This window comes from Sphingopyxis sp. OAS728, assembly GCF_014873485.1.
GTDB lineage: Bacteria > Pseudomonadota > Alphaproteobacteria > Sphingomonadales > Sphingomonadaceae > Sphingopyxis.
Genome location: NZ_JADBDT010000001.1, coordinates 3,915,841 through 3,930,342, shown reverse-complemented (window position 1 = coordinate 3,930,342; position 14,502 = coordinate 3,915,841). Strand labels below are relative to the sequence as shown.

Sequence of the window (14,502 nt, the reverse complement as noted above, 5' to 3'; positions counted from 1 at the left end):
GGCCAAGGCCTGACAAGCTAGACCATGGATTTGCTTGCCGTGCCGGGGCAAATAAGCCAGTGTCCTCCGCACGATGGTGGCCAGGGCGGATTTCGAACATAGCGACGGTGCCGATGGTGCCGAAGTTCGCTTCACAGGCCGACTGACACTGGCGCGCCTCGGCGACGTCCCCGCTCGGCTCGACGCGCTGGGCCCGGTCGCGACGCTCGACCTTTCCGCGCTCGAACGCATCGATACCGTCGGCGCGTGGATCGTGACGCGTACCGTCAACGAACATGGATCGAAGGTCGTCGGCGCGAGCCCCGAAGCGCAACGCCTGCTCGAAGCGCTCGCCGCGGACAAAAGCGAATATCGCGTCCACCGCGACCGCCGTCCGGCATGGGCGCGCATGCTCGAACAGGTCGGCACCGCCAGCGTTGCAATCTGGCACGAACTTGTAGGCATCGTCGGCTTTTTCGGCGCAATGATCGTCGCGCTCGGCACCCAGATTCGTGCGCGACGGCGGCTGCGGTGGAACGCCGTCGTCACCCGCTTCCAGACCGTCGGCGTCGATGCGCTGCCGATTATAGGGCTGATGAGTTTCCTGATCGGCATTGTCATCGCGCAACAGGGCGCGGTGCAGCTCGAGCAGTTCGGGCTTGAGGTGTTCACGATCAATCTCGTCGGCCGCGCCTCGATCCGCGAGCTCGGCCTGCTGATGACCGCGATCATGGTCGCGGGCCGATCAGGGTCGGCCTTCGCCGCGCAGATCGGCACGATGAAGCTCACCGAAGAGGTCGATGCGATGCGCACGATCGGTGTCTCGCCGATGGAAGCCATCGTGCTGCCGCGCGTCGCCGCGTCGACGATCACCATGCCGCTCTTGGGCTTTTACGCGAGCCTCTGCGCGATTGCTGGCGGCGGCGCATTTGTGTGGGTCGGGCTCGATATCCCGCCACTCACTTATATTCAGCGGCTCCGCGAAATCATTCCGATGACCGATTTCTATATCATGCTGATCAAGGCGCCGGTGTTCGGCATACTGATCGGCGTCACCGGCTGTTACGAAGGCATGCAGGTGCGCCAGAATGCCGAGGAAGTCGGCCAGCGCACAACATCGGCAGTGGTTGCCGCGATCTTCCTCGTCATCGTGCTCGACGCGATGTTCGCCGTCTTCTTCTCTTCGCTGGGATGGAATTGATGAGCGAAGAGGTCGAACAGGAGATCAAGGAAGAGCTTGCGGCTGCCGACGCGGTGCGCCCCGAAAAGTTCGAAACGGCGATTTGCATCCGTGGGCTGAAGAACCAGTTCGGCGATGCCGTGGTTCACGAGAATCTGGACCTCGACGTCCGTTCGGGCGAGATCCTGGGCGTCGTCGGCGGATCGGGGACCGGCAAGTCGGTGCTGATGCGGTCGATCATCGGGCTGCAGACGCCGACCGCGGGCGAGATCGAAGTCTATGGCAAGACGCTCGACACGATCGCCAACGAAGAGGAATCGCGCGACCTGCGCCGGCGCTGGGGCGTGATGTTCCAGGGCGGCGCGCTATTTTCGACGCTGAGTGTCGCCGAGAATATCCAGGTCCCGCTGCGCGAATATTATCCGCGGCTCGACCAGAAATTGCTCGACGAGATAGCGGCGTACAAGGTCGCGATGGTCGGCCTGCCGCCCGATGCCGGCCCCAAATATCCGGCCGAACTGTCGGGCGGGATGGTGAAGCGCGCCGGCCTCGCGCGCGCGCTCGCGCTCGATCCCGCCCTGCTCTTTCTCGACGAGCCGACCGCCGGGCTCGACCCGATCGGCGCGGCGAAGTTCGACGAGCTCATCCGCGAGCTGGCCGATACGATGGGCCTCACCGTCTTCCTCATCACCCACGATCTCGACTCGCTTTATGCCACCTGTGACCGCGTCGCGGTGCTGGCCGAAAAGAAGGTGATCGCGGTCGGCACCATCCCGGAACTGCTTGCCACCGAGCATCCGTGGATACAGGATTATTTCAACGGGCCGCGTGGCCGCGCTGCGGCGGGCGGGAACCAAACCGCGAAGCGGCGATAGGAACAACTGATGGAAACTCGCTCAAACAACGTCCTCGTCGGCGCTTTTGTCCTCTTCTTTACCGCGGCCCTGGCGTTTTTCGTCGTCTGGCTCGCGAACGACAGCGGCGGCGACAAGCGCGAATATGACATCTTCTTCAAGCAATCGGTCGACGGGCTGAACAAGGGCGCACAGGTGCAATTCTCGGGCGTGCCCGCGGGTCAGGTGCGCGAAATCGCGCTGTGGCCCGAGGATCCGCAATTCGTCCGCGTCCGCATCGAGGTCAATGAAGGCGTCCCCGTGCTGCAGGGCACGACCGCCGCGCTCGAGGGCGTCGGCTTTACCGGCGTGTCACAAATCTCGCTCGACGGCGCGGTCAAAGGCGCACCGCCGATCAGCGACAAGGGGCCTGCGGGAAAACCCGTGATCCCGACGCGCGTCGGCGGTCTCGGCGAACTGCTCAACACCGCGCCGCAATTGCTCCAGCGCCTGTCGACGCTGAGCGAACGCCTTGCCGAACTCGCCGACGACAAGAATCAGGAAAGCTTCGCCAATATATTGAGCAATGTGGAGGCGACCACCGCGACGCTCGCACGCAACGGACCGGCACTCGAACGCGCGCTTGCCGACACGCGCATCGCGATCCAGCAGGCAGGCAACGCCGCCGAACAGGTCGGCAATCTCGCGGCGTCGGCACAGGGCACGATCGACCGCAACGTCGACCCCGCGATGGCGAACCTGCGCGATACGCTGAAGTCGGCCAACGCGTCGATGGCGACGCTCGAGGCCGCGATCAGCGACGCGCGGCCGGGGCTCAAGACCTTCAGCGAAACGACGATCCCCGAAGCCAATGCACTGATCCGCGACCTCCGCCGTACCTCCGCCTCGCTGTCCAGCCTGACCGACAAGCTCGACCAACAGGGCGCGGGCGCGGTCCTCGGTGGCAGCAAGCTGCCCGATTATAAAGAATGAGGACGAAATCCATGATCCGCAGCCTCCGCGCTCCGCTGTTGCTCGCCGTTGCCGCCGTTTCGCTGTCGGCATGCGTCGGCCTTGGCGGCAAGACGCCGCCTTTCCTGCTGACGCTCGACGCGGATGCCGCGCCGCCCGCTGGCGGTGCGCGCACCGCAGCCGAAGCCGCGACGCTGACGATCCTGATCCCGACCGCGCCGCAAAAGCTGCGCACGACACGTATCCCGGTGCAGCAGGATGGGGCGAGCGTGACCTATGTGAAGGATGCGCAGTGGGTCGAGGCGCCGTCGCGCCTGTTCCAGCGGCTGGTGTCCGAAACCGTGTCGGCGCGGACGACGCGCGTCGTACTCGACGAGGGGCAATATCTGACCGCACCGGGCGAGCAGCTTGCCGGGCAGCTGATGGAATTCGGCGTCGATGCCGCCACCAACGAGGTCGTCGTCGTCTATCAGGCGATGCTGGTATCGGCGGGCGGCAAGACGGTAACGCAGCGCCGCTTCGAAGCGCGCGAGGCAATCGGCGGCAAGGTCGAGGCCAAGCCCGTCGGCGAAGCGCTGACCCGCGCCGCGAACAAGGTTGCGGTCGAGGTCACGGGCTGGCTCGGCGGCTAAATCCCCCGCGCATTGCCATTTCGCGCCGCCGCCATTAGAGGGCGCCGCATCACCACCTGTTCGCGCGCAGCCTCTTCCGGGTTTCCGGCTGTGCCCTTTCCTTTCGAGCCCGTTGACTCGAAAGGAATCGCCATGGCGTGGGTCATCCTCGCGATCGCCGTCGTTACCGAAATCATTTGGGCGCTCAGCCTGAAATGGGCCGCGACGCTCGGAACCTGGCAGGCCTCGGCCGTGCCCGTTTCGCTGAGCTTCCTCAATATGGCGCTGCTCGCCTTCGCGATGCGCGGTATTTCGGCCGGCACCGCCTATGCGATCTGGACGGGTCTCGGCGCGGTCGGCGTGATCATCGGCGGGATATTGCTGTTCGACGAGAAAGTGAACCCGGTCCAGATCGGCTTCATGACGCTGATCGTCATCGGCGTCGTCGGGACCAAGCTGTTCTCGACGAGTTGACCGGGATTTTGCGGGCGGGTTTCGACCGATTGCGGACGTTTCTTCTCCCCTCCCGCTTGCGGGAGGGGGCGGGGGTGGGCCTGCGACGTCGCGATCAGCCCACCCCGCTGCGGCTAGCCAGCAAGCTGGCAAGCCTCACTGCCCCTCCCGCAAGCGGGAGGGGAAATCAGCTCGCTCCTGCAACGACAACTTTCCACCCCAATGCCGACCTCAACCCAGCAAGCTCTTCGATGCCTGCTCCGTCACATCGCGCGACAGACCCGGCTGCGCGAGGATGCGTTCGAGTTCGGCCTTCATCAACGCCTGACGCCCCTCATCGAAACGCTTCCAGCGGCCGAGCGGGGGAATCATCTTCGCTGCCGTCTGCGGGTTCTTCGGGTCAAGCGCGACGACGAGGTCGGCGATCAGCCGATAGCCAGCGCCATCGGCCTGATGGAACGCCGCCTGATTGCCCGTCAGCGCCCCATAGAGCGAGCGCACACGGTTCGGGTTCGCGAGCGTGAAGTCGGGGTGCTGCGCAAGGGCCTTCACCGCATCGACCGTGTCGGGACGGAGCGACCATGCCTGCACCTGGAACCATTTATCGAGCACGAGCGGATTGTCGCGATAGCGCTGGTAAAAGATATCGAGCGCGTGGGTGCGCTCGTCGCTATCGCCGTGCGCGAGCGTTGCAAGCGCGGCTTGCCGTTCGGTCATACCGTCGGCATCCGAGAAGATGGTGAACGCCAGCGCAGGCGCATCATCCGCGCCGGTCGCCGCGAGATAGGCGAGCGCGACACCGCGGAGGCGACGGCCGCCCTTGGCCTTGCTCGACAGGTCGGTTGCGGGCGGCGCTTTGCCCGAAAGGATCGCGCGCCATTTCGTTTCGAGCGCCGTGCCAATCGCGGCTTGCAGCGCGAGCCGTTCACGGCGGATCGCGTCGGGATCGACCGTCACCATCTGGTCGCCGATAAAGGCTTCGCTCGGCAGCAGCACCGCCTCGGCGACGAAGGCGGGATCGCTTGCCGCGCCTTCCAGCGTCTGCCCGATCGCGTCGACGACCGCCTGATTGCCGCCCGTCTTGCCCGCCACGGCCGCAACGAGAGTATCGAGCATCAGTTGCTGCAACGCCTCGTAACGCGCGAATGGATCGTCATCATGCGCGGCGAGCCAGGCGAGTTCGCCGGGGCCACGCTCGAAATCGACGATGATCGGCGCCGAGAAGCCGCGGTTGACCGACAGTGCCGGGCGCGCCGCAAATGTGCCGAGCGCGATGCGTTGCGTTGCGCCGGTCACGGTGACCAAAGTGTCGGCGAGTGCATCGCCGCTACCGTCCATCGCAAAGGCCGCGAGGCGCAGCGGCATCATCATCGGCTGCTTCTCGGGCTGGCCGGGCGTCGGCGGCACCATCTGCACGATGTCGAGCCGCCATTGGCCGCCCTCTTCGGCCAGCGACAGCTTGAGCCGCGGCGTTCCCGCCTGCTCGTACCAGCGACGGAATTGCGCGAGGTCGATGCCCGCGCCATCCTCGATCGCGCGCACGAAATCCTCGCACGTCGCCGCCTCGCCGTCGTGGCGGTCGAAATAGAGATCGGTGCCTTTGCGGAAGCGCTCGGGGCCGACCATCGTCGCCATCATGCGGATGATCTCGGCACCCTTGTTATAGATGGTCGCGGTGTAGAAATTCGAGATTTCCTGAAAGCTGTCGGGGCGGATCGGATGCGCGAGCGGCCCTGCATCCTCCGGGAATTGCGCGGCGCGGAGCAGGCGGACATCCTCGATCCGCTTGACCGGCGGCGATCCCATGTCGGCCGAGAAATTCTGGTCGCGAAAGACGGTGAAGCCTTCCTTCAGGCTCAGCTGGAACCAGTCGCGGCAGGTGACGCGGTTGCCCGACCAATTGTGGAAATATTCATGCGCGACGACACCCTCGACCCCGTCATAATCGACGTCGGTCGCGGTGTCGGGATCGGCGAGTATGTAGCGGGTGTTGAAGATGTTGAGACCCTTATTCTCCATCGCCCCCATATTGAAATCGCTGACCGCGACGATGTTGAACAGGTCGAGGTCATATTCGCGGCCATAGACCTCCTCGTCCCACTTCATGCTGTCCTTGAGCGCCTGCATCGCGTGGCCAGTGCGATCCTGATCGCCGCCGCGCACCCAGATGCCGAGTTCAACCTCGCGCCCCGACATCGTCGTGAAGCTGTCCTTGTTGACCACCAGGTCGCCCGCGACGAGCGCGAACAGATAGGAGGGCTTCGGCCACGGATCCTCCCACAGCGCCCAATGGTCGCTCCCTGCTTCGCCCTGCTCCATGCAATTGCCGTTCGACAGCAGGATCGGGAAGGCGGCCTTGTCGCCCTGCATCCGCACCTTGTAGCGGCTGAGCACGTCGGGGCGGTCGGGGTGAAAGGTGATGCGGCGAAAGCCCTCGGCCTCGCACTGCGTGCAGAGCAGCCCGCCCGACGCGTAGAGTCCCGACAGCTGCGTATTCGAAGCCGGGTCGATCACCGTATCGACCTCGACCGTCGCTGCGGTGCGTTCGCCAAGATCGACGATCAGGTCGCCGCCGTCCATCCGCCAGTCGTTCCACACCTCGCCGTCGACACGCACCGCCGCCGGGGTCAACCCGTCGCCGCGGAGCAGCAACGGCACCGGCGCAGCGGCATCGCGCACGACCGACAGCGCCGCGCCGACCTTCGTCGCATCGATCCCGAGCGCGAAATCGAGCGCGATGTCGGGGATCGACCAATCGGGCGCGCGATAGTCGCTGCGATAGATGGTGACGGGGATGGCGGGGGTTGAGGAGGCATCGGTCATCTGTTCGATCTAGGCATCGCCGCGCGCACGCGCAATAAGGCGCGCGATGGGACAGATGCTGATTTTCGGAATGGGCTATGCGGCGAGCCATCTCGCCGACCGTCTGCGCGCGCGCGGGTGGGAGGTGGCGGGAACGACGCGCGACGGGCGCGCTGGCAGCCTTGCTTTTGGCGACGACGGCGCCGTGCTGACCGCGCTGCGGTCGGCGACGCATATCCTCTCCTCGGTTCCGCCCGTCGATGGCGAGGATCCCGTGCTTGCGCGTTATGGAGAGGCCGTCGCGCTCGCCCCCGCAACTTGGATCGGTTATCTGTCCTCGACCGGCGTATATGGCGACACGGGCGGCGCATGGGTCGACGAAAGCGCTCCCATCAAGGGCCGCCGCCCCAACCGCAACGACGCCGACGCCGCGTGGCAAATGATGCGCAGCGATGTCCGGGTCTTTCGCCTGCCCGGCATCTATGGCCCCGGCCGCTCGATCCTCGAGCGCATTACCGAAGGCCGCGCGCACCGCATCGACCTGCCCGGACAGGTCTTCAGCCGCATCCATATCGACGATATCGCGGGCGGCGTCATGGCATCATTCCGGGGACCGGCGGGCGTCTATAACCTTGCCGACGACGAACCATGCCACCAGAACGAGCTTGTCGCGTGGGGCTGCGCCAAGCTCGGTGCTCCGCTGCCGCCGCTGCAATCGCTCGGCGAGGCCGGCCTGTCGCCCGCCGCGCGCGCCTTCTATGGCGAGAACCGCCGTGTCGCGAACGGCAAGGCGAAGCGGCTGCTCGGTTGGACGCCGCGCTATCCGACATTTCGCGAGGGACTGGCTGCGAACGGTTAAATCAGCACATCGACGGTGTGAATGAGCACGCCGACCAATCCGCCGACCAGCGTTCCGTTGATGCGGATATATTGCAGGTCGTCGCCGACGGCATTTTCCAGCCGGTCGGTGATCGTCTTGGCATCCCAGCCGCGGATCGTGTCCGACACCAGCCTCAGCGCCGTCTCGCCATAACTGTCTACAACGCCGACGACCGCGCGGCGGGCGTAGCGGTTGAGCGTGCGCTTGATGCCGGCATCCTCGCCCAGCATCGCACCGAACTGCGTGACGAGCTCACCAATGCGACCCGCGAGCATGGTGTCGGGATTGCGCGCGGCCTTGAGCAGCGCGCTGCGTCCCTGTTCCCACAGGCCGTCGAGCCAGCGCTTGACCGCCTTGTTTTCGAGCAGTTCGTCGCGGACCTTTGCGACCTTCGCCTTCACCTCGGGATCGTGCTGCAGGTCGAGCGCCATCTTCGCGAGCCCTTCCTCGACGCGAATGCGCAAGGGGTGCGTCTCATCGACCGCCATTTCGCTGAGCAGTTTCGACAATCCTGCAACGATCCGGTTCGAGATACTCTCGTCGAGCCCGGTGAAGCGCACGATCGCGTTCGAATTGTCATGCACCATCTGGTGGATCAGATGCTCGTTGAGTTCGAGCGTCTTCGATCCCCATTTGACCATCGCATCGAGAAGCGGTTGATGCCGCCCCTCGGCAAGCGCGGCCTGCAACGCCTGCCCGAGCAAGGGCGCGACATCGAGTTCGCGCAGGCGATCGGCGATCGCCGATTTGACGATACCGCCGAGCCTTTGCTGGTCGAGCGCGCCGAGGCCGTCGGCGATGATCCGCGACGCGCCGAGCCGCAATCGGCCACCCCCCTCACCCGGTTCGGACAGGAACTTGCCGACCGCGCCCGCGACGTCGACCGTCTGCATCTTCCGCGCGATCAGGCGCGGCAGCAGGAAATTGGTGAGCAGGAAACGCGCGAGCGTATCGCCGATGCGGTTCTTGTTGCGCGGGATGATCGCGGTGTGCGGGATCGGCAGCCCCATCGGGTGCCGGAACAGCGCGGTGACCGCGAACCAGTCGGCAAGGCCGCCGACCATTGCCGCCTCGGCAAAGGCGCGGACGAAGCCGATCGCGGGGTGGACGTCCTGATAATATTTCGCGCCGAGAAAGACGAACGCCATGACGATCAGCAAACCCGTCGCGACGACGCGGATGTTCGATCCTCTCGCGGGAATGGCGACGCCAATCGGCCGGGAAAGCGTATGATCGGTCATACGAACCAAATGGCGAAATGCCGCAAAGGTTGCAACCGGCGCAGTGGCTTACTGCGCCGGCGCGTCCCCATTATTCCGCCGGCTCGGGCGCCGGCTTTCCGTGCGGCTTGCTATCGTCGCCCTTGCGGTAGGTGAGCAGGTTGCTCGAGAAGAAGCGGCCGAGGCGCTTTTCGATGCTGTCCGCAAGGCTGAAGCCCGCGGGGACGATCAGCAGCGTGAGCATCGTCGAGAGGATCAGGCCGCCGATCACGACCACACCCATCGGCTGGCGCCACGCGCCGTCGCCCGACAGCGACAGCGCGGTCGGTACCATGCCCGCGACCATCGCGACCGTCGTCATGACGATCGGCTGCGCGCGCTTGCGCCCGGCGTCGAGCAGCGCGGCATTTTTCTCGACGCCATGATCCATCTCCTCGATCGCGAAATCGACGAGCAGGATCGAGTTTTTGGCGACGATACCGAGCAGCATCAGCAAGCCGATATAGACAGGCATCGAGACTTCCATGCCAGTGATCCACAGGCCGAGCAGCCCGCCCAAAGGCGCGAGCAGCAGCGACGACATGTTGACCAGCGGCGACAGGAAGCGGCGATAGAGCAACACCAGCGTCGCGAAGACGAGCAGCAGCCCCGACACGACAGCGATCATGAAGTTGGTGATCAGTTCGGCCTGCCACTTGGCGTCGCCCTGGATGACCTTGCGAATGCCCTGCGGCATATCCTTGACCGCCGGCAGCGCGTCGATCTTCTTCTGCGCGTCGCCCGTGACCAGCCCCGGCGCGAGGTCGGCACCGATCACGATACGCCGCGTCTGGTTGTATCGGCGCAGTTCGGTCGGCCCGGCACCGAAGCCGATGACCGCCACCGACTTCAGCGGCACCGTCGTCCCGCTCGCGGTCGGCACCGGGAGATTCTCGATCGTCGCGAGGCTGCGGCGCGAATCTTCGGACAGCAGCACGCGGATCGGGATCTGGCGATCCGAGAGCGAGAATTTGGCCGCATTCTGGTCGATGTCGCCCAGCGTCGCGATGCGGATCGTCTGGCTGAGCGCCGAGGTCGTCACGCCGAGTTCGGCGGCGAGGTCGAGGCGCGGCGTCACGATGATCTCGGGACGCGGAATATCGCCCTCGATCCGCGAGCCGCGGAGCTCCTTGAGCTTCTCCATCTGCGACACGATCAGGCGCGCATGCTTTTCGAGCGCGACCGGATCGTCGCCGCCGATGACGAAGGTGATATCGCGTCCCGAAAAGCCGCCCGACTGGCTCTGGAAATTGACGCGCGCGTCGGGGATGGCCGCCATCTTGGGTTGCAGGCTGCGTTCCCATTCGACGCTGGAAATCTCGCGGCTCTTCTTCAGCGTGATATAGACGCCGCCGTCGCCGACATTGACCTCGTAAAAGGCATTCTCGACATTCTTGTCCTTCGCCAGGATCGCGTTGATCTGGTTCGAGATATGCTCGCTCTGCGCAAGCGTCGACCCCGGCGGCAGTTCGTAACGGATCTGGCTATAGTCGCTGTTGATCGTCGGCTGGAACTGCTGCGGCAGGATCAGCAGCAATCCGACGCTCGCCGCAAGAGAGGCGACACCGATGCCGACGATCCATACGCGATGGTCGGACAGGCGCGCCCACCCGCGCTGTACCATGAACTTGGCCCAGAGAGCGAAAGGCCATTCATGCATTTTGAACAGCAGTCCGCAGGCGCGGGCGAGCACGCCAAGTGTCACCAGCGCAGCCATGATCGTCGCCCAGCCAGTCAGCGCCTTGGAGAAAGGAGCCAACGTGCCGATTAGCCAAAGGGCCGCATACAGGGCGGCTGTGACAAGGCCGGTCCACAAATATGCTTTGAGAATCGCGTTCAGCGTTGCGCGATTGATCCACGCCACCAGTGCGCCGAACAAAATGAGGATCAAGCTGGCGCCAAGATAGGTGAAGATCGCTTCGAACGGCGTCTTCAGCAGGAAATACATCGCCGTATTAGGCTTGTCCTGCCCAACCGGCACCGGCTGGAAATAGCCATAGATCGCGTAGACTACCGACACACCCGCGAGGATCAACGGCAATCCCAGATAGGCGAGCTTCGTCGGCTGCGCCTCATAGCGTGCGCGGATCGCATGATGCTTCTTGTTGTCGAGCGTCCAGGCAAGGAGCCGCTCATAGCGGTCGACCCACGGCCCCGAAGCATGGTCCTGCTCGCCCTGTGCCGACAGGAAGTAGGCGGCGATCATCGGTGTGATCATGCGCGCAACCGCAAGGCTGACGAGCACCGCGAACACGACGGTCAGGCCGAACTGGATAAAGAATTGTCCCGAAACGCCGGGCATCAGGGCGACGGGCAGGAAGACCGCGACGATCGACATCGTCGTTGCAACGACCGCGAGGCCGATTTCGTCGGCGGCGTCGATCGACGCCTGATAGGCCGTCTTGCCCATGCGCATATGCCGGACGATATTCTCGATCTCGACGATCGCATCGTCGACGAGCACGCCCGCGACGAGGCTCAAGGCGAGCAGCGACAGGCCGTTCAGCGAAAAGCCCATCAGGTCCATGAACCAGAAGGTCGGGATTGCCGAGAGCGGGATCGCGAGCGCGCTGATCAGCGTCGCGCGCCAGTCGCGCAGGAACAGGAACACGACGACGACGGCCAGGATCGCGCCCTCGATCATCGCGAGCATCGAGCTGCGATACTGTTCCTTCGTATATTCGGTGCGCGTGAACAGGATCTTGAATTCGACTTGCGGGTTCGCCTTCTTGATCTCGGCGAGCTTCTTCATCGTCTCGTCGTGGATCGTGACGTCCGACGCGCCCTTCGCCTTTTCGATCGAGAAGGAGAGCACCTGCTTGCCGTCGATCTTGGCGAGGTTGCGCTGTTCGGCATAGCCGTCGGTAACCTTGGCAACATCGGCGAGGCGGATCGTCCGGCCATTGCCGATCGAGATGCGCGTCTCACCCAGCTGGAACGCATTTTCGGCGTTACCGAGCACACGCACCGCCTGTTCGGACCCGGCGATTTCGGTGCGGCCGCCTGCGGCGTTGACGTTCACCTGACGCAGCTGCTGGTTCACCTGGCTTGCGGTGAGGCCATAGCTTTGCATGCGCGCGGGATCGAGGATCACCCGGATTTCACGGTTGACCCCGCCCGAGCGACTGACTTTCGCCATACCCTGGATCGAGAGCAATTCCTTTGCGACCGTATTGTCGACGAACCACGACAGCTGCTCGAGCGTCATGTCCGACGTTTCGACGGCGAAATAGGTGATCGGTCCGCCCGCCGCGTCGACGCGCACGACCTGCGGTTCGAGGATGCCGTCGGGCAGGTCGCTGCGGATCTGCTGCACCGCCTGGTTGACGTCGTTATAGGCGCGGTCGATCGGCGTTCCGATCGCGAACTGCACCATCGTGCGACTGTTGCCCTCGCCGACATAGGAGGAGAGCTCGTCGACGCCGCTGACCGCACGCACCGCAGCCTCGACGCGCTGCGTGACCTGCGTCTCCAGCTCCGACGGCGCCGCGCCGGGCTGGACGACGACGACCTGAACCATCGGGAATTCGACGTCGGGATTGTCGTTGACGTCCATCCGGTTGAAGCTGACGACACCCGCCAGAAGCAGCAGGATGAACATCACGATCGGCGGTACCGGATTGCGGATGCACCAGGCGGAAATGTTGCGGAAGCTCATGATCAAACGCCCTTGTGCGCTAAATTTCTACCGTGCCGTCCAGCCGGTTATTGCGACGATTTCTGAACCACCGGCTTCACCTTGTCGCCGGGGTTGAGGAAGGCGCCCGCCAACGCGACGACGCGCTCGTTGCCCGTCAGGCCCGACGCGATCGACACGCCGCTGTCGGTGACCGTACCGACCTTCACCGGCTGGCGCTTGATCTCGTTCTTGGCGTCGACGACCAGCACGAAATTGCCCTCGGGGCCGCTCTGCACGGCGCTTTCGGGCAGCAACGGCGCTTCGGCCGTGCCCGCGATCAGCCGCGCGTCGGCGAAGCCGCCCGGACGCAGCGCGTCGCTGTACGGAACCGCGATGCGGACCGTGCCCTGGCGCGTGTCCATGTTGATGACCGGCGACTTTTGCCAAACCTGCCCGGCGATCTGGGCGGTGGTGCCGACCGGCGTCACCGTCGCGCGCGTGCCGACCTGGACACGCGCCAGATCAGCTTCGGCCATCTGCGCGAGCATTTCCATCTCGCCGCCGCGCGCCATACGGAACAGGATTCCGCTGCCCGCGCCGACGATCTGGCCGGGCTCGACCTGCCGCGTGAGCACAAGGCCTGCAGCGGGTGCGACGATGTTGAGGCGGCTGTTGCGTGCCGTGGCTTCGCCATATTGTGCCTGTGCAACGCGTACGCGGGCATTGGCGGCATCGCGCGTCGCGCGTTTGCGATCCATGTCGGCCTTGGAGATGAAGCCACGGCCGACCAGCGCCTGCGCGCGTTCGAGTTCGGCCTGCGCCAGATTGGCGTCCGCCTGCGCAACGCGGATCGACGCCGCGAGGCTCGCCGCCTGCTGCGCCTGGACCGAGCGATCGATGACCGCCAGCGTCTGCCCCGCACCGACCCACTGGCCGGGCTCGACGAGCACGCGAACGACCTGACCGCCCTCGCCCGCAACGCCGACCGGCATTTCGCGGCGCGCCGCGATCGTGCCATTGGCCGAAATCGCGGCTTCGACCGACACGCGGCCGGGGATGACCACGGTGACGTTCGGGATCGCGGCGGCGCCCTGCCCTTCGGCACCCGTCGCGCCCTTGCTGTGCGTAAAGGCGTAATAGGTAGCGGCGAGCGCGAGCGCGATCAGCACCAGCGCGACGATCAGAAACGTCCGCTTGCGCCGGCTGTCGTCGGCATCCTCATAAAAGCTTTGCGTGCCCGCCAGGCAGTCCATCACATCCACTTTCCGCTCGTAGTTCACGCCGAAAATCCTCCCTGCCTTGCGCGGCATCATGCTGCGACAGGCGCAAGCGCCCGCCCCCTCGACCCCGCACGACAGGATCAATCCTGCACGAGGTGTATTACCTAATTAAATCACCACTGGCAAGAGGCGAAACTTCGCCATCCCCCCTGCGCCCCGGATCGCGGCTCTTAGGCCTATGTTCGCGCAATTTCCAGAGGTTACAGGCATGAAAAAGGGCGGCGCGCCCGGCGGCGGCCACCCTTTTCTTCCGGCCGGTCCCTTCAGGACCGCCGTTGGCGTTCGGCGGTCAGCGAACGCGGCCGCGCCGAACGAGGTTGACGATTCCGAGCAGGATCACCGCGCCGATGAAGGCGGTGAGCAAGGTCATCGGATCGAAAGCATCTCCGCGCAGATGTCCGCCGCCGAGGAAGCTGCCGAACAAAAAGCGGCCGAGGATCGACCCGATACAGCCGACGATGATGTTGAGGAAGATGCCTTGCTGCGCGTCGGTGCGCATCACGATGCTGGCCAGCCAGCCGATGATGCCGCCCATGATGATAGCGATAATCCAAGTCATAAGATGACCCCCTACGATCGATGTTGGCGCCTGACCCTGCAGGCATCATATTGGTAACCCAAATATTTGATATCG

General features: G+C 64.8%; 11 protein-coding genes. 6 read left to right on the top strand and 5 right to left on the bottom strand.

The features are described 5' to 3' along the window. The first annotated feature begins 73 nt into the window (after nt 1–73). The 5 genes from GGC65_RS18515 (at nt 74) to GGC65_RS18495 (ending at nt 4,049) form a co-directional block, all read left to right on the top strand. Entirely contained in the window at nt 74–1,180 is a 1,107-nt protein-coding gene (locus GGC65_RS18515; protein WP_192648497.1) for an ABC transporter permease, read from the top strand. Then, complete coding sequence (locus GGC65_RS18510; RefSeq protein ID WP_225940901.1) at nt 1,180–2,034, top strand: ABC transporter ATP-binding protein; 855 nt, start codon at nt 1,180–1,182, stop codon at nt 2,032–2,034. Before GGC65_RS18515 ends, GGC65_RS18510 begins: the two co-directional genes overlap by 1 nt. Nucleotides 2,035–2,043: 9 nt before the next feature. Continuing rightward, nucleotides 2,044–2,985 (top strand): MlaD family protein, encoded by a 942-nt coding sequence (locus GGC65_RS18505; protein ID WP_192648496.1) that lies wholly within the window; start codon nt 2,044–2,046, stop codon nt 2,983–2,985. A gap of 11 nt (nt 2,986–2,996) precedes the next feature. Further along, nucleotides 2,997–3,596, top strand: coding sequence for an ABC-type transport auxiliary lipoprotein family protein (locus GGC65_RS18500; protein WP_192648495.1), 600 nt, complete (start codon nt 2,997–2,999; stop codon nt 3,594–3,596). Nucleotides 3,597–3,728: 132 nt separating this feature from the next. After that, entirely contained in the window at nt 3,729–4,049 is a 321-nt protein-coding gene (locus GGC65_RS18495) for a DMT family transporter (RefSeq protein ID WP_192648494.1), read from the top strand. 210 nt (nt 4,050–4,259) lie between these two features. Here the strand turns inward: GGC65_RS18495 and pepN are convergent, their stop codons facing one another. Then, nucleotides 4,260–6,851: an aminopeptidase N gene (gene pepN, locus GGC65_RS18490; RefSeq protein WP_192648493.1), complete on the bottom strand. Its 2,592-nt coding sequence runs from the start codon at nt 6,849–6,851 to the stop codon at nt 4,260–4,262. Between the two features lie 46 nt (nt 6,852–6,897). Here pepN and GGC65_RS18485 point away from each other — a divergent pair, with 46 nt between their 5' ends. Beyond that, the gene (locus GGC65_RS18485) at nt 6,898–7,689 is read left to right on the top strand and encodes an SDR family oxidoreductase (protein WP_192648492.1); all 792 of its coding nucleotides are present in this window, start codon (nt 6,898–6,900) and stop codon (nt 7,687–7,689) included. On the opposite strand, the gene GGC65_RS18480 is transcribed toward GGC65_RS18485, so the two are convergent. From GGC65_RS18480 to GGC65_RS18465, 4 genes are all read right to left on the bottom strand, one after another. Continuing rightward, nucleotides 7,686–8,951 (bottom strand): DUF445 domain-containing protein, encoded by a 1,266-nt coding sequence (locus tag GGC65_RS18480; RefSeq protein WP_192648491.1) that lies wholly within the window; start codon nt 8,949–8,951, stop codon nt 7,686–7,688. The two genes, GGC65_RS18485 and GGC65_RS18480, sit on opposite strands and share 4 nt — an antisense overlap. Nucleotides 8,952–9,021: 70 nt before the next feature. Then, a complete protein-coding gene (locus GGC65_RS18475) occupies nt 9,022–12,627 on the bottom strand; it encodes an efflux RND transporter permease subunit (protein ID WP_192648490.1) in 3,606 nt (1,201 codons plus the stop codon). Nucleotides 12,628–12,674: 47 nt separating this feature from the next. Further along, nucleotides 12,675–13,868 (bottom strand): efflux RND transporter periplasmic adaptor subunit, encoded by a 1,194-nt coding sequence (locus GGC65_RS18470; protein ID WP_413052739.1) that lies wholly within the window; start codon nt 13,866–13,868, stop codon nt 12,675–12,677. Nucleotides 13,869–14,157: 289 nt separating this feature from the next. Continuing rightward, nucleotides 14,158–14,427 carry a GlsB/YeaQ/YmgE family stress response membrane protein gene (locus GGC65_RS18465; RefSeq protein WP_037555525.1) on the bottom strand — a complete coding sequence of 90 codons (270 nt, stop codon included), beginning with the start codon at nt 14,425–14,427 and terminating at the stop codon, nt 14,158–14,160. Nucleotides 14,428–14,502: the final 75 nt, after the last annotated feature.

Excerpts from the sequence above, each read along its gene's own strand:
- GGC65_RS18465 (WP_037555525.1), bottom strand. The coding sequence starts at position 14,427 with ATGACTTGGATTATCGCTATCATCATGGGCGGCATCATCGGCTGGCTG.
- GGC65_RS18515 (WP_192648497.1), top strand. The coding sequence starts at position 74 with ATGGTGGCCAGGGCGGATTTCGAACATAGCGACGGTGCCGATGGTGCC.
- GGC65_RS18505 (WP_192648496.1), top strand. The coding sequence starts at position 2,044 with ATGGAAACTCGCTCAAACAACGTCCTCGTCGGCGCTTTTGTCCTCTTC.
- GGC65_RS18510 (WP_225940901.1), top strand. The coding sequence starts at position 1,180 with ATGAGCGAAGAGGTCGAACAGGAGATCAAGGAAGAGCTTGCGGCTGCC.
- GGC65_RS18495 (WP_192648494.1), top strand. The coding sequence starts at position 3,729 with ATGGCGTGGGTCATCCTCGCGATCGCCGTCGTTACCGAAATCATTTGG.
- GGC65_RS18485 (WP_192648492.1), top strand. The coding sequence starts at position 6,898 with ATGGGACAGATGCTGATTTTCGGAATGGGCTATGCGGCGAGCCATCTC.
- GGC65_RS18500 (WP_192648495.1), top strand. The coding sequence starts at position 2,997 with ATGATCCGCAGCCTCCGCGCTCCGCTGTTGCTCGCCGTTGCCGCCGTT.
- GGC65_RS18480 (WP_192648491.1), bottom strand. The coding sequence starts at position 8,951 with ATGACCGATCATACGCTTTCCCGGCCGATTGGCGTCGCCATTCCCGCG.
- pepN (WP_192648493.1), bottom strand. The coding sequence starts at position 6,851 with ATGACCGATGCCTCCTCAACCCCCGCCATCCCCGTCACCATCTATCGC.
- GGC65_RS18475 (WP_192648490.1), bottom strand. The coding sequence starts at position 12,627 with ATGAGCTTCCGCAACATTTCCGCCTGGTGCATCCGCAATCCGGTACCG.